General features: G+C 74.6%; 20 protein-coding genes and 1 pseudogene. 12 read left to right on the top strand and 9 right to left on the bottom strand.

The window, feature by feature from the left end:
- A pseudogene (locus OO47_RS36620) lies at window positions 1–89 on the top strand (IS5/IS1182 family transposase); the annotation flags it as partial.
- A 34-nt stretch (window positions 90–123) separates the two neighbouring features.
- Here the strand turns inward: OO47_RS36620 and OO47_RS31245 are convergent.
- Window positions 124–405, bottom strand: coding sequence for an HPr family phosphocarrier protein (locus OO47_RS31245; RefSeq protein WP_030222698.1), 282 nt, complete (start codon window positions 403–405; stop codon window positions 124–126).
- Window positions 406–579: 174 nt separating this feature from the next.
- Between OO47_RS31245 and OO47_RS31240 the strand changes: the two genes are divergently transcribed.
- The 4 genes from OO47_RS31240 to OO47_RS31225 all read left to right on the top strand — a co-directional run bounded on the left by OO47_RS31240 (window position 580) and on the right by OO47_RS31225 (window position 6408).
- Window positions 580–3807: a GNAT family N-acetyltransferase gene (locus tag OO47_RS31240; RefSeq protein WP_030222696.1), complete on the top strand. Its 3228-nt coding sequence runs from the start codon at window positions 580–582 to the stop codon at window positions 3805–3807.
- A gap of 98 nt (window positions 3808–3905) precedes the next feature.
- On the top strand, window positions 3906–4502 hold the full coding sequence (locus OO47_RS31235; RefSeq protein WP_030222693.1) for a DUF5998 family protein: 597 nt from the start codon (window positions 3906–3908) through the stop codon (window positions 4500–4502).
- Window positions 4502–5707, top strand: a complete 1206-nt coding sequence (locus OO47_RS31230) for an alkaline phosphatase family protein (protein WP_030222690.1) — start codon at window positions 4502–4504, stop codon at window positions 5705–5707. Before OO47_RS31235 ends, OO47_RS31230 begins: the two co-directional genes overlap by 1 nt.
- Window positions 5708–5757: 50 nt before the next feature.
- On the top strand, window positions 5758–6408 hold the full coding sequence (locus OO47_RS31225) for a thymidine kinase (protein WP_030222685.1): 651 nt from the start codon (window positions 5758–5760) through the stop codon (window positions 6406–6408).
- Window positions 6409–6484: 76 nt separating this feature from the next.
- Here OO47_RS31225 and OO47_RS31220 read toward each other — a convergent pair whose 3' ends face one another.
- From OO47_RS31220 to OO47_RS33725, 3 genes are all read right to left on the bottom strand, one after another.
- Window positions 6485–6982: an RICIN domain-containing protein gene (locus OO47_RS31220; RefSeq protein ID WP_051716396.1), complete on the bottom strand. Its 498-nt coding sequence runs from the start codon at window positions 6980–6982 to the stop codon at window positions 6485–6487.
- A 195-nt stretch (window positions 6983–7177) separates the two neighbouring features.
- A complete protein-coding gene (locus OO47_RS31215; RefSeq protein ID WP_030222677.1) occupies window positions 7178–8197 on the bottom strand; it encodes an ArsR/SmtB family transcription factor in 1020 nt (339 codons plus the stop codon).
- A 108-nt stretch (window positions 8198–8305) separates the two neighbouring features.
- Entirely contained in the window at window positions 8306–8515 is a 210-nt protein-coding gene (locus tag OO47_RS33725) for a hypothetical protein (RefSeq protein WP_051716395.1), read from the bottom strand.
- Window positions 8516–8704: 189 nt separating this feature from the next.
- On the opposite strand from OO47_RS33725, the gene OO47_RS31205 reads away from it, so the two are divergent.
- The gene (locus OO47_RS31205) at window positions 8705–9004 is read left to right on the top strand and encodes a hypothetical protein (RefSeq protein WP_030222674.1); all 300 of its coding nucleotides are present in this window, start codon (window positions 8705–8707) and stop codon (window positions 9002–9004) included.
- 204 nt (window positions 9005–9208) lie between these two features.
- Here OO47_RS31205 and OO47_RS31200 read toward each other — a convergent pair whose 3' ends face one another.
- Window positions 9209–9877 (bottom strand): TetR/AcrR family transcriptional regulator, encoded by a 669-nt coding sequence (locus tag OO47_RS31200; RefSeq protein ID WP_033210974.1) that lies wholly within the window; start codon window positions 9875–9877, stop codon window positions 9209–9211.
- Window positions 9878–10050: 173 nt separating this feature from the next.
- Here OO47_RS31200 and OO47_RS31195 point away from each other — a divergent pair, with 173 nt between their 5' ends.
- The 4 genes from OO47_RS31195 to OO47_RS31180 all read left to right on the top strand — a co-directional run bounded on the left by OO47_RS31195 (window position 10051) and on the right by OO47_RS31180 (window position 15977).
- Window positions 10051–10680 (top strand): isochorismatase family protein, encoded by a 630-nt coding sequence (locus tag OO47_RS31195; RefSeq protein WP_030222667.1) that lies wholly within the window; start codon window positions 10051–10053, stop codon window positions 10678–10680.
- Between the two features lie 173 nt (window positions 10681–10853).
- A complete protein-coding gene (locus tag OO47_RS31190) occupies window positions 10854–13457 on the top strand; it encodes a YfhO family protein (RefSeq protein WP_030222664.1) in 2604 nt (867 codons plus the stop codon).
- Window positions 13458–13613: 156 nt separating this feature from the next.
- Complete coding sequence (locus OO47_RS31185) at window positions 13614–14579, top strand: glycosyltransferase family 2 protein (RefSeq protein WP_030222662.1); 966 nt, start codon at window positions 13614–13616, stop codon at window positions 14577–14579.
- A 3-nt stretch (window positions 14580–14582) separates the two neighbouring features.
- Window positions 14583–15977: a polysialyltransferase family glycosyltransferase gene (locus tag OO47_RS31180; protein ID WP_030222659.1), complete on the top strand. Its 1395-nt coding sequence runs from the start codon at window positions 14583–14585 to the stop codon at window positions 15975–15977.
- 36 nt (window positions 15978–16013) lie between these two features.
- On the opposite strand, the gene OO47_RS31175 is transcribed toward OO47_RS31180, so the two are convergent.
- On the bottom strand, window positions 16014–16784 hold the full coding sequence (locus OO47_RS31175; protein ID WP_030222656.1) for a VOC family protein: 771 nt from the start codon (window positions 16782–16784) through the stop codon (window positions 16014–16016).
- Between the two features lie 161 nt (window positions 16785–16945).
- On the opposite strand from OO47_RS31175, the gene OO47_RS31170 reads away from it, so the two are divergent.
- Window positions 16946–17773 carry a sulfurtransferase gene (locus OO47_RS31170; RefSeq protein WP_030222654.1) on the top strand — a complete coding sequence of 276 codons (828 nt, stop codon included), beginning with the start codon at window positions 16946–16948 and terminating at the stop codon, window positions 17771–17773.
- Window positions 17774–17857: 84 nt separating this feature from the next.
- Here OO47_RS31170 and sepH read toward each other — a convergent pair whose 3' ends face one another.
- A complete protein-coding gene (gene sepH, locus OO47_RS31165; RefSeq protein ID WP_078490087.1) occupies window positions 17858–18916 on the bottom strand; it encodes a septation protein SepH in 1059 nt (352 codons plus the stop codon).
- Between the two features lie 430 nt (window positions 18917–19346).
- Here sepH and OO47_RS31160 point away from each other — a divergent pair, with 430 nt between their 5' ends.
- The gene (locus tag OO47_RS31160) at window positions 19347–20357 is read left to right on the top strand and encodes a hypothetical protein (protein WP_234323358.1); all 1011 of its coding nucleotides are present in this window, start codon (window positions 19347–19349) and stop codon (window positions 20355–20357) included.
- 154 nt (window positions 20358–20511) lie between these two features.
- Here the strand turns inward: OO47_RS31160 and OO47_RS31155 are convergent, their stop codons facing one another.
- Window positions 20512–21852: a D-arabinono-1,4-lactone oxidase gene (locus OO47_RS31155; protein ID WP_030222645.1), complete on the bottom strand. Its 1341-nt coding sequence runs from the start codon at window positions 21850–21852 to the stop codon at window positions 20512–20514.
- The gene (locus tag OO47_RS31150; RefSeq protein WP_030222643.1) at window positions 21791–23056 is read right to left on the bottom strand and encodes an MFS transporter; all 1266 of its coding nucleotides are present in this window, start codon (window positions 23054–23056) and stop codon (window positions 21791–21793) included. The genes OO47_RS31155 and OO47_RS31150 overlap by 62 nt, the downstream gene beginning before the upstream one ends.
- Window positions 23057–23374 lie beyond the last annotated feature (318 nt).

The raw sequence follows: 23374 nt of genomic DNA, 5'->3' as shown, positions 1-23374 counted from the left end.
TGCGGAAGCTGCGGTGTTCCACCACACGCATCACCGCCCTCGTTCAAGCCGTCCTCACCCTGCATCTGGCCAGCTCAGACCGAGGATGAAAAACGCTCACGGCCTTTCGAGGTGCGGGAGGGGTCAGACGGTCTCGGGAAGCTCGTCCAGTCCTTCGGCGACCAGCTTCGCGAGGCGGTCCAGAGCGGCCTCGGCGCCCTCGGCGTCCGACGCGAGCACGATCTCCTCGCCGCCCTGCGCGCCCAGGCCGAGCACCGCGAGCATGGAGGCGGCGTTCACGGGGGTGCCGTCGGACTTGGCGATCGTCACCGGAACGCCGGAAGCCGTGGCGGCACGGACGAAGATGGACGCGGGGCGGGCGTGCAGGCCCTCGGCCCAGCCGACGTTGACGCGGCGCTCAGCCATGGTGTTGCCCTTCAAGTCTCAAGCGGGTTGTCTAGACCAGTCTCTCACGGGATGCGAGGTGCTCACGCCGACCTCCGGCCCGGCCCGGACCGCCTCTCGGCCCTCCCACCTTGCAACGCCCGCCCCCACCGCGCGACCGGTGCCCCACGCGTGGCGCCGCCGTAGGCTGACCCCATGCAGAGCGCGTCGGAGCAGCCGGAAGCGACGGAACCGCGGGCGACGCCGGCACGGCCGGCCCCGCCCGAGCACGCCTACCCCGACCACTGGGAGGCGGACGTCGTGCTCCGCGACGGCGGCACCGCGCGCATCAGGCCCATCACCACCGACGACGCCGACCGGCTCGTCAGCTTCTACGAGCAGGTCTCGGACGAGTCGAAGTACTACCGCTTCTTCGCCCCCTACCCGCGCCTCTCCGCCAAGGACGTGCACCGCTTCACCCACCACGACTTCGTGGACCGGGTCGGACTCGCGGCGACCGTCGGCGGCGAGTTCATCGCCACCGTCCGCTACGACCGCATCGACGACCGCGGACTGCCCGCCTCCGCCCCGGCCGACGAGGCCGAGGTCGCCTTCCTCGTCCAGGACGCGCACCAGGGCCGGGGCGTCGCCTCCGCCCTGCTCGAACACGTCGCGGCGGTGGCCCGCGAGCGGGGCATCCGGCGCTTCGCCGCCGAGGTGCTCCCCGCCAACACCAAGATGATCAAGGTCTTCACCGACGCGGGCTACACCCAGAAGCGCAGCTTCGAGGACGGCTCCGTCCGGCTCCACCTCGACCTCGAACCCACCGACCGGTCCCTCGCCGTCCAGCGCGCCCGCGAGCAGCGCGCCGAGGCCCGCTCCGTACAGCGACTGCTCACCCCCGCCTCCGTCGCCGTGGTCGGCGCCGGCCGCACACCCGGCGGCGTCGGCCGCACCGTCCTGCGCAACCTCCTCGGCGCGGGCTTCACCGGACGCGTGTACGCGGTGAACGCCGCGTTCCCCGACACCGGCGGGGACACCGGCGACGGGGGCCCGGCCGAGCTCGACGGGGTCCCCGCGCACCGCTCCGTCGGCGCCATCGGGGAACCCGTGGACCTGGCGATCGTCGCCGTTCCCGCCGAACGGGTGCCGGAGGCCGTCGCGGACTGCGGCGAGCACGGGGTGCGGGGCCTCGTCGTGCTCTCCGCCGGATACGCCGAGAGCGGCCCCGACGGGCGCGAGCGGCAGCGCCGGCTCGTGCGGCAGGCCCGCTCGTACGGCATGCGGATCATCGGCCCCAACGCCTTCGGCATCATCAACACCGCCGACGACGTGCGGCTCAACGCCTCGCTCGCGCCGCAGATGCCGGCCGCCGGGCGGATCGGGCTCTTCACCCAGTCCGGCGCGATCGGGATCGCCCTCCTCGCCGGACTGCACCGGCGGGGCGCCGGGCTCTCCTCCTTCATCTCGGCCGGCAACCGCGCCGACGTCTCCGGCAACGACTTCCTCCAGCACTGGTACGACGACCCCGGCACCGACGTCGTCCTCCTCTACCTGGAGTCGATCGGCAACCCCCGGAAGTTCACCCGGCTCGCCCGCCGCACCGCCGCCGTCAAGCCGGTCGTCGTCGTCAAGGGCGCCCGGCACAGCGGCAGCGCCCCGCCCGGCCACCGGGTGCCCGTCACCCGTGTCCCGCACGCCACGGTCTCCGCGCTGCTCCGGCAGGCCGGGGTGATCCGCGTCGACACCGTCACCGAGCTCGTGGACGCCGGGCTGCTCCTCGCCGCCCAGCCGCTGCCCGCCGGGCCCAGGGTCGCGATCCTCGGCAACTCGGAGTCGCTCGGCCTCCTCACGTACGACGCCTGCCTCACCGAGGGGCTGCGCCCGCTGCGGCCCCTCGACCTGACGACCGCGGCGGTCCCGGCGGACTTCCGGGACGCGCTGGCGGCGGCCCTCGCGGACGAGACCTCCGACGCGGTCGTCGTGACCGCGATCCCGTGGGTCGGCGAGGACGGCGCCACCGAGTTCGGCGACGGCGAGGTCCTGGCGGCCGCCCTCCGCGAGGCCGTCGCCTCCGCCCCCGCCCCGACGAAGCCGGTCGTCGTCGTCCACGTCGAGATGGGCGGCCTCGCGGAGGCCCTGGCGGTGGCGACGAGCACGAGGCCGCCCGGGGCGGGGCGGGGGGCCGGGGCGGGTACGAGTACGAGTACGAGTACGGGAGGGGTTACGGAGACGGGTACGGGGAGCGGTACGGCCGCCGGGCCCGGAGCCGTACCGGCGACGGCGCCCGCCACGGAACCGGAACCGGCACTGCGACCGGCCACGGCCCCCGGCCCGGCCACGGCCCCCGGCCCGGCCACGGCCCCCGGCCCGGCCACGGCCCCCGGCCCGGTTCCGGTGTCCGGTCCTGTCCGGGGCCCCGGACAGGCCCTGGCCGCGGAACCGGCGCAGCGCCCCGGCCCGGCCCCGGACCCCGGCCCGGTCCCGGACCCCGGCCCGGTCCCGGTTCCCGCTGTGGAGGGTTCCCCGGACGGCGGGCGCGCCCCGGACGGAGACCGCTCTTCGGTCACCGTCACCATCCCCGCCTACCCCGCCGCCGAGCGGGCCGTGCGGGCGCTCGCCGAAGCCGTGCGGTACGGGCAGTGGCGGCGGCAGGCGGCCGACCCCGGGCGGGTGCCCGAGTACGAGGACATCGACGAGACCGGGGCCGCCGCCCTGATCCGGCGGGTGCTCGGCGGCGCGGACGCGGACCCGCGGGGCGTCACCCTCGGCACCGACCAGGCCGGCGAACTGCTCGCCCGGTACGGCATCACCGTCCTGCCGACCCTGCCCGCCCCCACGCCCGACGCCGCCGTCGCGGCCGCCGCCCGGCTCGGCTACCCCGTCGCCCTCAAGACCACCGCCCCGCACCTCCGCCACCGCCCCGACCTCGGCGGGGTCCGGCTCGACCTGGCCACCGAGGAACAGCTCCGCACCGCCTACGCCGAGCTGACCGAGGTCCTCGGCAAGCCCGAGGAGCTCCAGCCGGTCGTCCAGGCGATGGTGCCCCGGGGCGTCGACACCGTCGTCCGCTCCGCCATCGACCCGGCCGTCGGCGCCGTCCTCTCCTTCGGCCTCTCGGGCGCGGCCTCCGAACTCCTCGGCGACACCGCCCACCGGCTGGTCCCGGCCACCGACCGGGACGCCGCGGAACTCGTCCGCTCCCTCCGGACCGCCCCGCTGCTCTTCGGCTGGCGCGGCTCCGCCCCCGTCGACACCCCGGCCCTGGAGGAGCTTCTCCTCCGGGTCTCCCGACTCGTCGACGACCACCCCGAGGTGGTCGCCGTCTCCCTGGAACCGGTGGTCGTCGCGCCCCGCGGCCTCTCCGTCCTCGGCGCGGCCGTCCGCCTGGCCCCGCCCCCGCCCCGCACGGACCTCGGCCCGCGCAGCCTGCCGAACTACTGACGCGGGGAGTCCCATGTCACAGCCCCCGCGCTCCCCCGCGACCCCGCCGTCCCCGCAACCGGCCGAGGCGTCCTTACCCGGGGCTTAGGATGGAGTCCATGGCGAAGACCGGTACGACGACCCAGGGGCTGCGCGCGGCGATCGAGCGCAGCGGCTACTACCCGGCCCTCGTGGCCGAGGCGGTGGAGGCCGCCGTCGGCGGCGAGGCCGTCGCGTCGTACGTGGTGCACCAGGAGACCACCTTCGACGCGAACGAGGTCCGCCGCCACGTCACCGTCCTCGTCCTGACGCCGAACCGCTTCATCGTCAGCCACACCGACGAGCAGGCCGCCGACACCAGCTCCCCGACCCCGTACGCCACGACCTCCACCGAGTCCGTGAAGCTCGACCGGATCTCCTCGGTCGTCGTCAGCCGCGTGGTCGCCAACCCCGAGTCGTACACGCCGGGCACCCTGCCCCGCGAGGTGGTCCTCACCATCGGCTGGGGCGCCGTCTCCCGCATCGACCTGGAGCCCGCCGCCTGCGGCGACGCCAACTGCGACGCCGACCACGGGTACACGGGCAACACCACCGCCGACGACCTCAGCCTGCGGGTGAGCGAGGCCGGCGACGGCCCGGACACCGTCCGGCAGACCCTCGCCTTCGCCCAGGCGCTCTCCGAAGCCACCGCGGCCACCGCCGCCCCCACCCGCTGATGGCGCAGCCTGCCGCCGTGTCCCAGGGCTGGCCCGACGACCCGGTCCCGCTGGCCCCGGAGACCGCGCCGGTGCCCGAGTACGCCACCGGTTCCCTCGGCGACCTCCTCCCGACGCTCGTCGCGGGCCAGGGGGTGCCCGGCTTCACCCCCCGGATCGCCGAACTCGCCCCGGCCGACCGGAACTGCGTCTTCCTGATCGACGGGCTCGGCTGGGAGCAGATCAAGGACCACCCGGACGAGGCGCCCTACCTGACCTCGCTCCTCGGCTCCTCGCGGGGCGGCACGGGCCGTCCGGTCACCGCCGGGTTCCCCGCCACCACCGCGACCTCGCTCGCCTCCGTCGGCACCGGCCGGTACCCCGGCACCCACGGGCTGCCCGGCTACACCGTGCGCAACCCCGACACCGGCGAGCTGATGAACCAACTGCGCTGGAAGCCGTGGACCGCGCCGCGCGCCTGGCAGCCGTACCCCACCGTCTTCGGGCTCGCCCACGAGGCGGGGGTCCACACCGCCCAGGTGTCCTCCCCGGTCTTCGAGCAGACCCCGCTCACCCAGATCGCGCTCAGCGGCGGAACGTTCCACGGGCGGCTCTCCGGCGAGGAGCGCATGGACTTCGCCGCCGAGCAGCTTGCCGCCGGCGACCGCTCGCTGGTCTACACGTACTACAGCGAACTCGACGGCGCCGGGCACCGCTTCGGCATCGACTCCGATGCCTGGCGGGGCCAGCTGATGTTCGTGGACCGGCTCGTGCAGCGGCTCGCCGAGCAACTGCCGCCCCGCTCGGCCCTGTACGTCACGGCCGACCACGGCATGGTCGACATCCCCTTCGACGAGCAGCACCGCATCGACTTCGACGAGGACTGGGAGCTGCGCGCCGGCGTCGCCCTCCTCGGCGGCGAGGGGCGCGCCCGCCACGTCTACGCCGTGCCCGGCGCCGAGGCGGACGTCCTCACCTGCTGGCGGGAGGTCGTCGGCGAGCAGTTCTGGGTCGCGGGCCGCGACGAGGCGATCGCCCTCGGCTGGTTCGGGGACGAGGTCGACGAACGCGTGTACGGGCGGATCGGGGACGTCGTCGCGGCGGCCCACGACGACGTGGCCATCACGGCCTCCGTCAACGAGCCCCACGAGTCCGCGATGACCGGCATGCACGGGTCCATGACCCCCGCCGAGCAGCTCGTCCCGCTGCTCGAAGTGCGCTCCTGACCCCCTCCGCCTCCCCTCTTCTCCACGCCCCGAAAGGTCCCCGCCCCGTCATGCCCGAGCTGGTCTTCTTCTCCGGAACCATGGACTGCGGGAAGAGCACCCTGGCGCTCCAGATCGCCCACAACCGCGACGCGCGCGGCCTCCAGGGCGTGATCTTCACCCGTGACGACCGGGCGGGCGCGGGCAAGCTGTCCTCCCGGCTCGGCCTGGTCACGGAGGCGGTCGAGGCGCCGCGGGGCATGGACCTGTACGCGTACCTCGTCGGCCAGCTCTCCCAGGGCGGCAAGGCCGACTACGTGATCGTGGACGAGGCGCAGTTCCTCGCCCCCGAGCAGATCGACCAGCTCGCCCGCATCGTGGACGACCTCGAACTGGACGTCTTCGCCTTCGGCATCACCACCGACTTCCGCACGAAGCTCTTCCCCGGCTCGCAGCGGCTGATCGAGCTGGCGGACCGCATAGAGCAGCTCCAGGTCGAGGCCCTGTGCTGGTGCGGCGCCCGGGCCACGCACAACGCCCGTACGGTGGGCGGGGAGATGGTGGTCGAGGGCGAGCAGGTCGTGGTCGGCGACGTGAACCGCCCGGCGGAGGAGGTCGGTTACGAGGTCCTCTGCCGCCGCCACCACCGCAAGCGGATGACCGCGTCCTCGGCCCGCGCGGGCGCCCTCTCCCCGGACGTCCTGCCGGTCAACCACGCCTGACGCACCTGCCCGGCCGGGGAGGGGATCCGCCGACCCCCGTCCGACGGATCCCCTCCCCGGCCGAGCAGGTCCCGGCTCAGCGCCAGGTCTGGTTGCGGCCGCCGTTGCACCGGATCGTCCGCAGCCCGAACGCGCTGTCGTCCAGGCACTCGCCGGTGGCCTGGCTCTGGAGGGTCACCTTGTCGCCGCTCTTGTGCGGGAACCAGCTCTGCTCGCGCGACGAGTCGCAGGTCCGTGTGTCGAGCGTGACTCCGTTGTCGTAGAGGCACTCGTTGGTCGCGATGTTCCGGAGCCGACGGGTGCCGTCGTTCCACGCGCGCACGTTCCACTGCTGGTGGACGCCGCCGTTGCAGCCGTATCCGCGCAGGCCGTACTGGCGGCTGTCGTCGAGACAGGACCCGGTGGCCATGTTCGCGAACGTCTGGACCGCGTCGGCCGCGCGCGGGACGCCGGCGTCGGTGCCCGCCCCGGCGTGAGCGGGCGGCTGAGCCCCCACCGCCGTGGTGCCGGTGGCCAGGAACCCGGCCGCGGCCAGAAGCGCGAGGGCTCCCGCGCGGAAGGAATGCGCACGCATCTCTCTTCTCCTCTCGTCGTGCCGCCGCGAGCGACTCCGGCGGCTCCGCGCCGGCCGGGCCCGGTGACACGTCGGTCGATGCGTGGCGCGGCCGGTCGGCGCGGGCCCACCGTAGGTTCGGACCTGATCGCGGGGCCAAGCTTTCGAGCCCCGTCGAAACCACCGGAACGGGCGCGACGGCGGCGCGGAGTCCGGTCAGAGGAGACGTGAGCCCGGCTCCAGGAGGGCCATGCCCATTGACGTCACGGTGTGGAGGACCGCCTTGCCCTCGCGCCGGGTGGTGACCAGGCCGGCCTTGCGGAGCACCGAGGTGTGATGGCTCACGGTCGCCGGGGAGATGTCGAGCCTGCGCGCCAGATCGGTGGTGCTGCGGCCGCCGGCCGCCGCCTCCAGGACCGCGGCGCGCGTGCGCCCCAGCAGGTCCTCCAGCGCCCGACCGCCGGATGCGCGCGTGTCGTCCCACAGCGTGCCGCAGGCCACGGCGTCGGTGACGGTCGGGACGGCGAGGACGGGGGCCTCGTCCGGATCCAGTACGGGATGCATCAGTTCGGCCCGCCGCGTGGAGAACACCGTGGGGGCGATGACGAGACCGCGCCCGTTCAGATGGACGTCCGCCTCGTACGGATGCTCCAGTTCGAGGACCGGCGGCCGCCAGCGCAGCGTCGGGCCGCACAGGCTCTTCAGCAGGCGCTCGACCCCGCCCTCGGCCATCGCGTTCACGTACGCGGCGCGGACCTCGGCCAGATGCGCGCGCACCCCGTCCCAGTACGGGGCGACGGCCACGCCGTGGCAGGCCCGGAGGGCCGTGGCGACCTGGAGCCACGTCTCGCGGTCGCCGTCCACCAGGTTGCGGGCCCAGGTGCGGTGCGCGGGGCGGAAGCGGATGTTCTCGAACTCGACGCGCAGCAGGGCGCGAGGGGCGCCGAGCAACCGGTCCACCGCCTCCTCGATGCACGCCGAGTCGCCCGCCAGGCTCCTCACGTCGACCTCGGGACCCAGGGGCGGCAGCAACGCGGCGAGGGGCCGCGCCCGTTCGTCCAGGCGCCCCCGGACCGCGACCCGCCAGCGCCGGAAAGCGGGGCCGGCGTCGGGGGCCCGCAGCAGCTTCACGCTGTCGAACGTCTCGGCCGCCGTACCGATCGACGCGGCCACCCGGGTCCGCATGAGGTCCTGGGCCGTGAAGTGGATCCGTTTCACCGAGCGTCCCGTTCCCATGTTCCCGTTCGTACGCGCCAGTCTGGGATCCGGGGCGGCGGCCGCACAACGCCCGATCAGGCCAGGCGCCTTCGACGGAGAGCAGAGGACCGGGTTCCGAGGTGCGTCCTAGTCGGTGGGCGACGAGCTCCGCTGGACGGTGAACGTGAGGCCGGAGAAGTCCCGGCCCTGGAACACCTGCTGCTGCGTTCCCCCGCTGATGCTGTTGTGGACCCGGCCCTCCGGCTCCACCTCCCGCGCCCGCTCCCACCACTCTTCGAGGAGGTCCCGGAACTCGGGGTCGAGCGCCGCCGGACGAGGGTGGCGAGTCCCTGCCACACATGACGGCCGGCCTCGCCGCCGAGTCCTCCGGCCAGGGCCGCGAGGGCGGCCGCCGTGATCGGGTCCATCGTGCGCTCCCCGGGTCGACTTCTCCGTACACCACGGGAAAGTCCGGTGCCCCGGCGCAGCCGTTCCCGATGTGACCGTCCTTCCGTCGGCACGCCCTGTGGGCAGCAGGGTTGGGGAATGGCCGAGGACACGTACAAGACGATGGACGGGCGTGCAGAGGTGGTCGTCCGGGCTCGCCGCACAGGGGAACCGCACCGGCATCTGCACGGCGTGGCCCCTCCTCCGCCGGCGCCCTTCCAGATCCCGCCCGCCGCGGCGCACTTCGAGAACCGCCTGGCCGAGCAGGACAGGATCACCCGGGCCGTCGAGGACCACACCGGCCGGGCCGGGCCGCCGGTCGTCGGCCTGGCGGGCATCGGCGGCGTCGGCAAGACCGCCCCGGGGTTCCACGAGGCCCGCCGGCTCAGCGAGCGGTGACCCGACGGAGTCCTGTACGTCGACCTCGACGACCTGCGCGGGGACGGCGTGGTGGAGGTGCCGGACGCGGTCGCGGAGCTCCTGGGCGGACCCGGCGTCGCCCCCGCGTGGCCGGAGCGGCCCTGGACTTCGAGGAGCCGGTGCAGCGCCCCGGCGGACCGGACGGCGACGAGCACGGCCCGCTGCCCGCTGCCCGCAAGTGGTTCACTCTGTCCGAGAAGCCGTCAACTGGTCGAGTACGGCGTCGTTCACCGGCTCCGTCCCCGTCAGCGTGCCGAGCAGGGCCCGGGTCAGGACGGTCGCGGCGGCGACGCGGGTGTCCTCCTCCTGGTCGCCGGTGGCCCGGCCGATCACGGCGTCCCGTACCGCCCGTGAGATGTCGGGCTCCCCGAAGAGGTCGGGGAAGGAGAGCGCCATCATGCAGACGCCCACGTTGGCCGAGAGGATCGACTGGCCGGCCCGTTCGGGGGGCATGCGCAGGCGTCCGGCGTCGCGGCAGCGCTCCACGGCCTTCAGCAGGATCGCCTGGGCCTCCTTGATGGCCTGCGGCTTGGCGTCGCCCGTCGGCGTGAACATCAGGCGGTAGAGGTGCGGGTTGCGCAGCGCGAACGCGACGTGGCTGTCCCAGGCCGTGCGCAGGTCCGCCACCGGGTCGTCGGTGAGGGGGTTCCGCCTCTTCTCGGCGAGGAAGCGCGCGAAGCCGAGGTCGGCCACCGCCGTGAGCAGCCCCTGCTTGTCGCCGAACTGACGGTAGATCTCGGGCATGCCGACCTTCGCCCGGTCGCAGATGGCCCGGGTCGAGATCGCCAGCGCGTCCTTGGTGGCGAGCAGTTCTCCGGTCGCTTCCAGGATGCGTTCTCGGGCCGTCGACATGCCCCCACGGTAGCAGCGCTAACAGGCCGGACCTGGGCGAATCCTCCGGTCTGGGCCGCATGGCCGCAGCGGCGTCCACATCCTTGTAATCATTGATTACGAACTGTGTTAGCGTTGCAAACGTTCGCGGGCGGCCCCGCCGGAGCCGTCCCGCCCGACCGAAAGGAACCGCCATGACCGCGTCCACCACCCTGCGCGAAGTGATCGGCCTCCCCCAGGAGCCGCCGCGACTGGGCGAGTCGGTCCTGATCATGATCGACTTCCAGAACACCTACCGCACCGGCGTCATGCGGCTCGATGGGGCCGAGGAGGCCGTGGCCGCCGGCGCCCGGCTGCTCGCGGCCGCCCGCGCCGCCGGTACGCCGGTCGTCCACGTCGTCAACGACGGCGGCGAGGGCACCCCGTACGACATCCGGGCCGAGATCGGCGCCATCAGCGACGAGGTCGCCCCGGCCGCGGGCGAGAAGGTGGTCGTCAAGCAGTTCCCCAACGCCTTCCACGCCACGGACCTGGAGGAGGTCCTGAAGGGCCTCGGCACCGGCGGCGACCTGGTCCTCGCCGGGTTCATGACCCACATGTGCGTCCTGTTCACCGCCCAGGGCGCCTTCAACCTCGGCTACCGGCCGACCGTCGTCGCCGAGGCCACCGCGACCCGCCCCCTGGAGGCGCCGGACGGCACCGTCCTGTCGTCGGACGCGCTGGCGGCCGCGAGCCTGACGACGGTCTCCGACCTGTTCGGGACGGTGGTCCGCACGGTCGACGACCTCGCGGGACCCGCCCCCGCCCCGGCTCCGGCCTCCTGACCCGTCGAGGGCCGGGCCGAGGCCGGAGACGGCACCGGGAGTTCACCCGGGGTGTACCCGGGCATCCCCCGCCGATCGTTCGAAGGTCGCCCGCCTCGGCGGTAATGACGTCCGGCCCGTACGTGACGACCCCACCTCCGGGCGTTCCGCGCCGTACGACCCCTGGAGGACGCGTGCCCCCCGTCGCCGAGACCGTGCCGGACCAGGTCGAGGGCGAGGAGGACGCGGGGCCCGGCCCCCGGACCGGCGCCCCGGCCCGGCGGGGGCCGCGGGCCGCGGGCGCCGCCGCCCTCCTCACCGCCCTGCTGTTCTGCCTCGCCACCGCGCTCTCCCGCAGCCACCCCTTCGGCCCGGTGACCAGGAACGTCGTGGACCTGGGCCAGCAGTACCTGCCGTACCACGCCTACTGGCGCTCCTTCCTCCGCGGCGAGACGCACGGCGACGCCTTCCTCAACTGGAACTCCGGCTTCGGCGCCAACTTCCTCGGTGACATCGGCACCTATCTGAGCAGCCCCGTCGACCTGCTCGTCGTGTTCTTCCCGGCGGACCGGATCGAACTCGCGCTGTACGTCGTCACCGCCGTCAAGATCACCGCCGCCGGCGCCGCCATGGCGGCCCTGCTCCTGCGGCTGCGCCCCGGTCCCTGGCCGGTCGCCGCCGTGCTCGGCACCGCGTACGCCCTCTCGGGCTGGACCTTCAACTTCGGCTCCACCGTCCCGATGTGGCTCGACGGACTCGCCGCCTTCCCGCTGCTCTGCCTGGTCGGCGAGTGGGCCCGCACCGGCCGCCGCCCCGTCCTCGGGCCGCTCGTCGTCGCCCTCGCCTGGATCGCCAACTTCTACACCGCGTACATGGCGACCCTCGGCGCCGCCGTCGTCCTCGCCGTCCGGCTCCTCACCGCCGAGGAGGCCGCCACCGCCCGGCGGCGCCTCGCCGGGGCGCTGCGCGCCGCCCGGAGCGTCCTCGTCGGCGTCGGACTCGCCGCACCGCTCGTCGCGGTCGTCTTCCTCGGCACGAAGACCGCCGACCCCACCCCCGAGGTCACCTTCGCGCCCGCGGCCTGGGCGGACGTCCTCGCCCGCTTCCTGCCCGCCACCGCGAGCACGGCCAGCCCCGCCCTCTTCATCGGCACGCCCGCCCTGCTCCTCGCCCTGACCCTGCCCTTCAACCGGACCGTCGCCCCGCGCGTCCGGGCCGCCCTCACGGCCGCCGTCGCCCTGGTGGCGCTCTCCCTCCAGTGGGAACCCACCCATCTGCTCTGGCACGCGGGCGCCTCGCCCAACGGCGTCCCGTACCGCCAGGCCTTCGTCCTGTGCGGCCTGCTGCTGATCGCGGCCTGGTACTCGGTCGCCGGGGGAGTGCCCCGGCCGGCCGCGCTCCTCGCGGGCGGCGCCCTGCTCGGCGTCCTCGCCCTGGCGGCCCGGGGGAGCGTCGACATCGACCCGTGGACCTTCCCCGCCTTCGGCACGGCCGCGCTCCTGGCCCTCGCCGCCGCCCTCCTCGCCCTGACGGCCGCCCGCAAGGGACCCTCGGGCGCCGTCCACAAGGGACCCCCGGGCGCCGCCCGCAAGGGGTCCCCGGGCGCCGCCCTCGAAGTCCCCACCCGCGCCGCCCGCCTCCTCCCCCTCCTCGCCGTCGTCCTCCTCGTCGCCGCCCAGGCGGGCGAGGCGGCCGTCACCGGCAAGCGGATCGAGGAGCAGCAGCGCGCCGAGGTCGCCTGGTCGCCCCGGACCGGCCCCTGGCACGAGGCCGCGGCGCGCGAGGTGGCCCGCGCGGACGCCTGGCCCCGCCACCGCACCGACCCCGGGGAGGTCCCCGGTGGCAACGACGTCCTGCTCGTCGGCGGACAGGGCGCCGACCACTACAGCAGCCTCACCTCCGAGACGACCTCCCGCACCCTCGTCTCCCTCGGCTTCGGCGCCTACGCCAAGGGCCGGCACCCGGTCACCCTCGACAACCCCGTGACCGACGCCCTGTTCTCCGTCGGCACCCGGATCCGCTCGGAACCCACCGGGCCCGTACGGCAGGACGCACCGCCCCGCGCCACGGTCACCGCCACCACCGTTCCCGTACCGCCGCTGGTCACCGTCCGCCCCTCGCCGCGTCCGGCCGGCCCCTCCGGGGACTCCGCCTTCGCCCGGCAGGAACGCCTGCTCGGCGCCTCCGTGTACGAGCTGCCCGCCCTCCGCCGCACCGACCGCACCCTCACCGCCCGCTGTCCGGCCGGCTCCGAAGTCTGGTTCTGGGCGCCCGAGTACCGGGGCACGGCGGCCCTCGCGGAGCAGAGGCCCGTGAAGTTCGACGGCAAGCCGCCGGCCGTCAGCGCGGCCATGGGCGCCCTCGGCAACGTGCCCGCCTCCGGCGAGGTGCGGATCGCCCTCGACGCCGAGGGCGAGCCGCGGCTGCCCGGGGAACCGGTCGGCTGCCTGGTCCGCGCCCGGCTCGACACCGCCGTGGACCGGCTCACCGCCACCGGCGCCACCCGGGTCCGTACCACCGGACACACCGTCACCGCCGAACTCCCGCCGGGCAGTACGGGCGTCGCCGTCCTCGCCGTACCCCGGATCTCCGGCTGGAGCTGCGCCGCCGGGGACGCGGACCTCCGCCCCGCGCGCGCGTACGGGGGGCTCGTCGCCGTCCCCCTCGACGGGCGGGCCGACACGGTCCACTGCTCCTTCCGGCCGCCGGGCCTCCGGCTGGGCGGCGCCGTCGGCGCGGCCGCGCTCCTCGCGCTCGCCGCGACGGGCGTCCTGCACCGCCGGCGGACCCGCGGGTGACGGGCCGCACCGGGTTCTCCGAGAGGACGGAAAGAGTTCACCCGGCGTGCACACGAGGCTCGTTCGCCCGGAGAAGCGGAGCGTTACCGTACCCGCCGTGAACGGCGTCCAGCCGTGAGCGGCGTTCAACAGTCCGATTCAGCGTGGGGAAACCGAGTGCCGAAACTGTCCGTCGTCGTACCGTTCCACAATGTCGGGGCCTATGCCCCCGACACCCTGCGCAGCCTCGTGAACAACGCCGATCCCGCATTCGAGTTCCTGCTGGTCGACGACTGCTCGACGGACGACACCCCGGAAATCCTCGACCGCTGGCGCGACCGCCTGCCGAACGCCACCGTCATCCGGCACGAGACGAACCTCGGCGTCGCCCAGGCGCGCAACACCGGGATCGACGCGGCGCGCGGCGACTACCTCACCTTCCTCGACGGGGACGACTGGTACGCACCCGGCCACCTGAGCGCCGCCGTCGCCGGAATCTCCCGCCTGGAGTGCGACTTCGCCCGTACCGACCACGTCCTGTCGGAGGGCCGCAAGCGCCAGATCCGCTACGCCCCCGCCAAACTGCGCGACACCGTGATGGACCCCAGGGACGGCATCTCGCCGGCCGGCATGGTGACGATGGTGGACTATCCCTTCGTCCCCTTCGGCATGTACAGCAGCCGCCTCTTCGAGAACGGCGCGTCCCGTTTCGAAACGTCCCTGAGGACCGCGGAGGACCGCCTCTGGATCTGGCGGCTGCACCTCAAGGCCCGCACCTTCGCGGCGCTCTCCCTGCACGGCGTCTTCTACCGGCGGGGCGTCACCACCTCGCTCACCCAGATCACCGACAACCGGCAGCTGGACTTCATCCCCTCGTACGACCTCCTGCTCGCCGACGTCTCCGAGGACGCCGAGGCGGACCGGTTCCTGCCGAAGGCGGTCCGCACGTACTGCGCGATGATCGCCTTCCACATGGGCAAGGCCGAGAAGTACGACCCCGCCGTCGCCGCACGGCTGCGCGCCAACGTCGGCGACGCGCTGCGCCGCATGCCGCAGCGGGTCCTCGACGAGACCCTCGCCACCATGGACACCCGCCGCAGCACCCTCCTCCGGAGCCTGCGCGAGACCGGAAGGACCGCCTGAACCATGGCTCCCGACACGACTTCCGGCACGGTCCCGACCCCTGCCTCCCGGACGCCTTCCGACGCCCGCCCCGTCCAGGTCTTCCAGGTCTCCACCCTCTACGGCGCCGCCACCCTGGCCGCCGCCCTCGACGCCGGGCTGTTCGGCCCCCGCGAGGACGCCCGCCGGCTCCTGCTCGTCTCGCACAACGCCGAGATCCCGGAGACCGCGCTGCGCCTGGAGGCCATGACCGGTTACGACCGGATCGCCGCCCGCTTCGACGGCGTCCTCGACTGGAACGAGACGATCCACCCGTACCACCCCGCCGCCTGGGCCCCCCGCCCCGAGGAGGCCCCGCTCTGGCAGCGCGTGCTGCGCACCGCCTGGGACCTGGGCGACGCCCCGGTGGAGCTGGCCGTCGAGTCCATCCAGGTCAACCCCGCGAAGGCGCTCGCCGTCGCCTTCGCCGAGAGCTCCGTGCACGTCTACGCCGACGGCCTGATGAGCTACGGCCCCACCCGCAACGACCTCGCCCAGTCGGTCGCCTGCCGCGTCCGCCGGGTCCTCCACCTCGACCTGGTGCCGGGCCTGCGGCCCCTCCTCCTGAGCGAGTACGACGTCGAGCCCGAGATCGTCCCCGACGCCGCCTTCCGTGCCGTCCTCGCCGAGATCGCCGAGGAGGCCGCCGACGACCCGGCGCTCGCGCGGGCGGCCGCCGACGGGCCCACGGCCCTCCTGCTCGGCCAGTACCTCGCCGCCCTCAACCTCCTCACCGCCGAGGAGGAAGAGGAGCTGCACGTACGGATGCTGCGCGGGGCGGCCGCCGCCGGACACCGCTCGGTCGTCTTCAAGCCGCACCCGAGCGCCCCCGTCCGCTACTCCCGGGCCCTCGACGCGGAGGCGGAACGGACCGGCGTGCGCCTGACGGTCCTCGACGGGCCGCTGCTCGCCGAGACCTTCTACGAGCGGTGCAGGCCCCGGCTCGTCGTCGGCTGCTTCTCCACGGCGATGCTCACCGCCGCCGTGTACTACGGCGTGCCCGTCGCGCGCGTGGGCACGGCCGAGGTCCTCGCACGGCTCACCCCCTTCGAGAACAGTAACCGCATCCCGCTGACCGTGGTCGACCACCTCGTCGCGGACCTGGAGCGGGGCGAGGAGCCCGCCGTCCCCGGACCGGCCCCCGCCTCGCTCACGCCCCTGGTCCGGGCCGTCGGCTACTGCATGCGGCACACCAGCCACCCGGGGCTCCGGGAGGAGGCCGCCCGCTTCCTGGCCGCCCACCACGACACCCCCGGCACCGCCCACCACTTCGACGCCGAGCGGCTGACCCTGCTCGGCCTGCCGGGCGGAACGGCGGCGCCGGCCCCGGGCGCCGCGTCCCGGCTGCGCCGGAGCCTCGCGCGGAGCCGCCGCGGCTGACCGGCCGGGGCCGCACGCGCACGCGGCCCGTCCCGGTCAGCGCCCGCCCGACCTGACCAGGGTGAAGACCGCGCCCTCCGGGTCCGCCACCAGGGCGAGCCGCCCCGCCGTGCCGTCGCGCGGCGGGGACAGCACCCGGCCGCCCAGCTCCACGACGAGCCGGGCGGCCGCGTCCACGTCGGCCACCTCGAAGTACGTCATCCAGTGCGGGCCCCGGTCCCGGGGCAGCGCGTCGCCGACACCGTGCAGGGAGGCCACGGGGGACCCGTCCACGAAGAGCGTCGCGTAGTCGTTCCCGGGCGAGTCGACCGGCTCCAGCTCGAAGCCGAAGACCGTCCGGTAGAACTTGCCGATCGAGGTCTCGTACGTGAGCAGCTCGTTCCACACCGGGGTCCCCGGCGGCCCCGCCGTCGCCGTGCCGTGGTGCGCCTCGGCCTGCCAGACGCCGAAGACCGCGCCCGTCGGATCGGAGCAGATCGCCATCCGGCCCGCCTCGCCGGCGTCCAGCGGGCCCACCGCGACGGTGCCGCCGCAGGCCCGGACGCCCTCGGCGGTCTCGTCGGCGTTCCCGGTGGCCAGGTAGGGGGTCCAGGCGATGCGCAGGTGCCGGTCGACCGGCAGCCGGCCGATGCCCGCCACCTCCCTGCCGCCGAGCAGGGCGCGGACGTACGGGCCGAGCTGCTCGGGGCCGGGCACGAACTCCCAGCCGAAGAGCGCTTGGTAGAACTCCTGCGTGGCGTCAAGCCCGTGCACCATCAGGCTCACCCAACAGGGTGTGCCGGGTGGGCGCCGAGTCGCCTCGGTCATCGTCACCCTCTCCTCGGACCATCGTCGTGGCCGTGCCCCCGGCCGATGGTGGCACCGGTGGCGGCGCGGTGCGCCCCGGCCGTACCGCGTCGTGGCGCGATCCCGCGGGAAGACGCCGGGTCCGTCCCGCGCGGCCGTGCGGCTGCGCGAGTATGGCATCCATGAAGCCCATCATCTCCGCAAGCGAACTGCTGAGCGAGTCGGCCGGGGCCCGGCCGCCGGTCCTCCTGGACGTCCGCTGGGCGCTCGGCGGCCCGCCCGGACGGCCCGCCTACGAGGCCGGCCACCTGCCCGGCGCGGTCTACGTCGACCTGGACACGGAGCTCGCGGGACCGCCCGGGAGCGGCGGCCGCCACCCGCTGCCCGACCCCGAGGTCTTCGGCGCCGCGATGCGCCGCGCGGGTGTCTCGGCGGACCGGCCGGTCGTCGCCTACGACGGCGGCTCCGGCTGGGGCGCCGCCCGCGCCTGGTGGCTGCTCCGCTGGGCGGGCCACCCGGACGTGCGGGTCCTGGACGGCGGCCTCGCGGCCTGGACGGGCGAACTCACGGAGAAGGTCCCCGCGCCCGAGCCCGGCGACTTCCGGCCGGAGCCGGGCGCCCTCGGCCTGCTCGACGCCGACGGGGCGGCGGCCCTCGCCCGCTCGGGGCTGCTCCTGGACGCGCGGGCGGCCGAGCGCTACCGCGGGGACGTGGAGCCGATCGACCGCGTCGGCGGGCACATCCCGGGCGCGGTCTCGGCCCCGACGACCGAGAACGTCGGCGCCGGGGGCCTCTTCCTGGCCGCCGGCGCCCTGAGGGACCGGTTCACGGCCCTGGGCGCGGCCGAGGGGACCCCGGTCGCGGTCTACTGCGGCTCCGGCGTCTCCGGCGCCCACGAGGTGCTCGCCCTGGAGATCGCGGGCATCCCGGCCGCCCTCTACGCCGGCTCCTGGTCGGAGTGGTCCGCCGACCCGTCCCGCCCGGTGGCCACGGGCCCGGACCCGCGGTAGCACCGGACGCGACGGGGCCCGCGCCGCAACCGCGGCGCGGGCCCCGTCGTACACCTCCGTACGGAGGTCGGTTCCGTACGGAGGTCAGTCCTGCTTCTTCCTCCGGGTGCCGAAGACGATCTCGTCCCAGCTGGGCACCGCCGCCCGCCGCCCCGGGCGGACGCCGTCCGCCTCGGCCTGGCGGTCCGTGGTGCCGGTGAGGCGGTCGCGGTGGCCCGAGACCGCGCGGGGCATGAGGACGTCGGCGTACGCGGCGCCCGCGCCCGCCGAGGCGGCCGGGGCCGGCGGCTCCTCCACCTCGGGCTCCTCGGCGGGCTCGGAGGAGTCCGGCTGCTCGGGCACGACCATGTCGCCCCGGAAACTCGGTACGGCCTCCAGGAGGCTCGTCAGGGAGTCCCGCTCGTCCTCCCCCTCGGACGAGGGGGAGGGGGCCCGCTCCAGCTGGCGGTCCAGGGCGCGGTCGAGCGGCCGGTCCCGGGGCAGCCGGGCGATGCGCGGCACGAACGGGAAGCTGGGCTCCGGCGCGGCGGCGATCGTGTCGTCCGTCTCGCCGATCAGGGCCCGCGCCTCGTCGTCCACGGCCTGGACGAGCCGCCGGGGCGGGTCGTACGTCCAGCTGGCGGTGTGGACCTCGCCCGCGACGCGGTAGACGAGCAGCACCTCCCAGGTGCCGTCGTCCCGTCGCCAGGAGTCCCACTGCACGGTGTCCTTCTCGGCGCCGCGCAGCAGCAGCCGCTCCTGCACCGCCTCGCCGAGCTGGGGGCCGCTGTTCTCCCCGGGCCTGCGGACCGGGGTCTTGCGGGCCCGCTCCGCCATGAAGGCGCGCTCCGCGAGCACGGGGCCCTCGAAGCGGCGCACGCGGTCGACGGGGATGCCGGCGAGCTGGGCGACCTCCTCCGCGGAGGCACCGGCTCGTATCCGCGCCTGGATGTCGCGGGGGCGGAGGTGGCTCTCCACCTCGATCTCGATCTGGCCGAGGCGCGCGCGGTCGTTGCGCACGGCGGCGCGGAGCCGCTCGTCGATCGGAAGTGTGTACTCCGTGCTGTCAGCAGCCTTCAGCACCAGTCGTGTGCCGTCGTTGGAGACGGCCACGACACGCAGTTCGGGCATGGGGACCTCCCGGGTGGTGCCTGCCGACGTCACGTGCGTCGCTGCTTCCGCTAGTCGAGTGTGGCCTGCCCGGGTGCAGCCTGCCACTACCTTGCCGAGTTGCCCGCGTGTCGGGCGTGGACCCTGGAACGCCGTTATGGCACGGTTACCCATCTGCTACGCGGAGTGACTGGCGGTCACTCTGTGCAGCCGGTTCCCGTGCGATGTCGAGCGCCGCCGGTTCGAGTGCCGTCTCCGGCCCCCTTCCCGCGATCCCGGGCACCCGTGAGGGCGTCCGGACCCAGGTTTCGTCAATGTACTCCATTCGGGCCACCTGGGTGGACCGGCGCGCCGCCCAACTTCTCGGGCCGTGCGGGAGTTGAGTCTCCGCGATCTTGCCCCGTGCGTGGCGCTCTTCACAGAAAGAGCGGAAACGGAACTATTCACTTCCCCCATTTGTCCCTTCTGGGTGCAAGGCACTCGGATGAGTCAGCAGGGGTTGGAGATGCGCCAGAGGCCGGAGACCGACACGGACGAGCCGAAGGAGGCGGAGGAGGAAGCGGCGGCGGAGGGGCGGGAGAAGGACGCGGAGAGCGGCAGGGGAAGGATCGACCTGAGCGTGGCCCAGGTCTCGGGCAGCGCCCTGGCCGCGGTCGTCGCCGCCAAGCTCGCCTCGACCCTCGGGGTGTACGGCACGATCGTCGGCGCCGGAGTGATCAGCGTCATCGCCACCTGCGGCGGTCCGTTCTTCCAGTACGTCTTCCGGCGCACCGGCGAGCAGGTCCGCGGCGCGACCGCCGCCGCCCGGCCGAAGCCCCGCCGGCTCCCGCTCGCCGCCCGCACCGCCCGCGGGGCCACCGCCGTCCCCGCACCCCGCACGGACGACCCCACCCTGCTGCTCGCCGCGGTCCCGCCGCCGCTCCCCGAGCGGGAGGAGTTCGGCGAGGCGACCGTCCACGGCACCCGGGTCCGGGGCTGGAGGCGCCCGGCGGTCGCCGCCGCCCTGGTCTTCGGCGTCACCATGGGCGGCATCACCACCTACGAGCTGGTCGCCGGGGAGGACTTCAGCGGCCGGCAGGGGACCACGACCTTCGGTTCGGCCGTCCGCGGCGGCGGCGACGGCGGACAGGACGCGCCGGAGCCGGGCGGGGAGACCACCCCCGCGCCCTCCGGTTCCTCCGACGGCACCGGGCGGCCCGGGGACGGCGCCGGCTCCGGGCCGGGGGCCACCCCGAGCCCGGGCGGCGGGGAATCCGGACGGCCGGACACCGGACGGACCGGAACCGGGACCCCGTCGACCGGGCCGTCCTCCTCCGCCCCCACCGACGGCGGGACGACGCCCTCGCCCGGGCCGACCGGACCCACCACGGGACCGACCGCCCCGACCGGGGAGCCGTCCACCGGCACGGGGCCGACCGGGGACCCGACCGCCCCGTCGGTCCCGGCCCCGTCGGGACCCGGCGCCGGGACGGGCGCGGAACCCGGAGCCGAATGACGGACCCGCCCGACGTGAACGGCCGCCACGCACCCGCGTGGCGGCCGTTTTCACGCGCCTGCCTTTTCGGCGCGTCGCCCGTCCTCGCGCGTCGCCCGTCCTCGCGCGTCGCCCGTTCTCACGCGCCGGCCGTTCTCACGCGCCGGCCGACGAGTCAGTCGCCCAGCACCCGCCGCAGGTAGTCGTTGGCGAAGAGCCGGTCCGGGTCGAGCCGGTCGCGCAGCGCCGTGAACTCGGCGAAGCGCGGGTAGACCTCGGAGAAGTAGGCGGCGTCGCGGGTGTGCAGCTTGCCCCAGTGGGGGCGCCCCCCGTGCGCCGTCATGATGCGCTCCACCGCGGTGAAGTACGCCCGGTGGGGCGTCCCCTTGTAGAGGTGGACGGCGATGTAGGCGGTCTCCCGGCCCTCGGCCGTGGACAGCGCGATGTCGTCCGCCGGGGCCGTGCGCACCTCGACGGGGAAGCTCACCTTGAGCGGCGACCGCTCGACCATCGCCTTGAGCTCGCGCAGCGCGGCGACCGCGGCCTCGCGCGGCAGCGCGTACTCCATCTCCACGAAGCGCACCCGGCGCGGCGAGGTGAAGACCTTGTACGGGATGTCGGTGTACGTACGGGCCGACAGGGCCCGGCTGGAGACCTTGGCGAGCGCGGGGACGACCGGCGGCACCGCCCTGCCCAGCGAGCAGGCGAGCTGGAAGACCCCGTTGGAGAGGAGCTCGTCCTCCACCCAGCCGCTGATCCGCCCGGGAGGGGCGGCGGGGCCCGCGCTGCGGTTGTTGCGCTTGGTGTTGCAGTTGTCCGTGTGGGGGAACCAGTAGAACTCGAAGTGCTCGTTCTCCGCGTGCAGCGCGTCGAACTCCGCGGTGACCCGGTCGAAGCTCATCGGCTCCTCGCGCGCGGTGAGCAGGAAGACCGGCTCCACCGCGAAGGTGATCGCGGTGACCACGCCGAGGGCGCCGAGCCCGATCCGGGCGGCCGCGAAGACCTCCGGATTCTCCTTCTCCGAACAGGTCAGCAGCTGCCCGTCGGCCGTCACCAGTTCGAGGGCGCGGATCTGCGCCGCCGTCGACGCCGAGTCGCGGCCCGTGCCGTGGGTGCCGGTGGAGGTGGCCCCGGCGACGGTCTGCTCCATGATGTCGCCCATGTTCGTGAGCGACAGGCCCTCCCGGGCCAGCGCCACGTTGAGCCGTTTCAGGGGGGTGCCGGACTCGACCGTCACGGTCATCGCCCCGCGGTCGATCCGCCGGATCCCGGTCAGCAGCCCCGGCCGGATCAGCACGCCGTCGGTGGCCGCGATCGAGGTGAAGGAGTGGCCGGTGCCGACCGTCTTCACCCGCAGCCCGTCCTCGGCCGCCCGGCGCACCGCCTCGGCGAGCTCCTCGGCCGAGGCCGGGCTCACCTCGCGGACCGGCCGGGAGGTGACGTTCCCCGCCCAGTTACGCCACGGACCGCTCGCCGTCCTGCTGCTCCCCGACCCCGCTGTCGTCGTCCCGCTCACGCTGCCCCTCCCGGTTCGGTGCCGGCGTGCGCAGCCGGCGGTGTCCGAGGAGACCCACCACGACCGCGGCCGCGCCCGAGACGACGGGCACCACGTACCCCGCTTCCGCTCCCGACGCGTCGACCACCCAGCCGGCGGCCGAGGAGCCGAGCGCCACGCCGATCGCGAGACCCGTACCCGTCCAGGTCATGCCCTCGGTCAGCTTGGTGCGCGGTACGTGCGCTTCGACGAGGGCCATCGTGGTCACCATCGTAGGTGCGATGGAGAGGCCCGCGACGAAGAGCGCCACGGCCAGCAACGGCAGGTTCCCGGCCAGTAGGAGGGGGATCATACTCACGGCCATCGCGCAGACGCCCAGCAGCCACCTGCGGGACGGCTCGCCCTTGAGGTGGAGCAGTCCGAAGACGGCCCCGGCCAGACAGGAGCCGAGGGCGTAGACGGCCAGGACGAGGCTGGCGGCGGCCTTGTGCCCCCGCTCCTCGGCGAAGGCCACGGTCACCACGTCCACCGAGCCGAAGACGGCGCCGGTGGCGACGAAGGCGAGGATCAGGACCCGCAGGCCGGGGGAGCGGAGCAGGGAGGCGTCCCGCTCGGCGCCCCGCCGGGGGTGCGGCCGGGGCTCCGTGGAGCGCTGCGCGGTCAGCCAGAAGACGCCGATCGCGAGGAACACCCCGGCGAGCAGCGGACCGGCCTCGGGGAACCAGGTCGTCGACAGGCCGATGGAGATGATCGGGCCGAAGATGAAGCACACCTCGTCGACGATCGACTCCCAGGAGTACGCCGTGTGCAGGCTCCGTCCCTCGCCCCGGTAGATCTCGGCCCAGCGGGCCCGGATCATCGCCCCGACGCTCGGCACGCAGCCGATCGCGGCGGTGAAGACGAAGAACGTCCAGTCCGGCGCCCCCTGCTGCACGCAGAGGAGGAGCCCGGTGCCCGCGGCGAGCGACACCAGCGTCACCGGCCGGAGCACCCGGCGCTGCCCGTGCCGGTCGACCAGGCGCGAGACCAGGGGGCCGAGGACCGCGGCGGACGCCGCGAGCGTCGCCGAGAGCGCGCCGGCCAGGCCGTAACGGCCGGTGACCTGCGAGATCATGGTGACGATGCCGATGCCCATCATGGACAGGGGCATCCGGCCGAAGAAACCGGCGATGGAGAACGACGCCGTTCCGGGCGCCGCGAAGATCGCGCGGTAGGGACTGGGCAAGAGGGTCTCCGGAATCTCCGTGCTTCGGAGCTGGCTCCGCGCGACGACTCGGCACGCACCCCTGCGCGACCGCCGGGCACGTGTAGTTAACAGCTAAAGCCTACGGCTTTGAACTGAATGGATCATCCCCCTTTTCCGGGCGTCCGGCGCCGACGGCCGCCGGCACCCCTTCCGACGGGCCGCGCCACCCGCCCCCGGGGTCGGGTGGGAGGATCGGTGCCATGTCCGATCAGCACGATCCCGCCCCGTACGACGCCCTGCTGCTGCTCTCCTTCGGCGGTCCCGAGGGCCCGGACGACGTGGTCCCGTTCCTGGAGA

The sequence above is a fragment of the Streptomyces bikiniensis genome, assembly GCF_000716625.1.
Taxonomy (GTDB): domain Bacteria; phylum Actinomycetota; class Actinomycetes; order Streptomycetales; family Streptomycetaceae; genus Streptomyces; species Streptomyces bikiniensis.
This window is presented reverse-complemented; position numbering and strand designations above follow the sequence as displayed.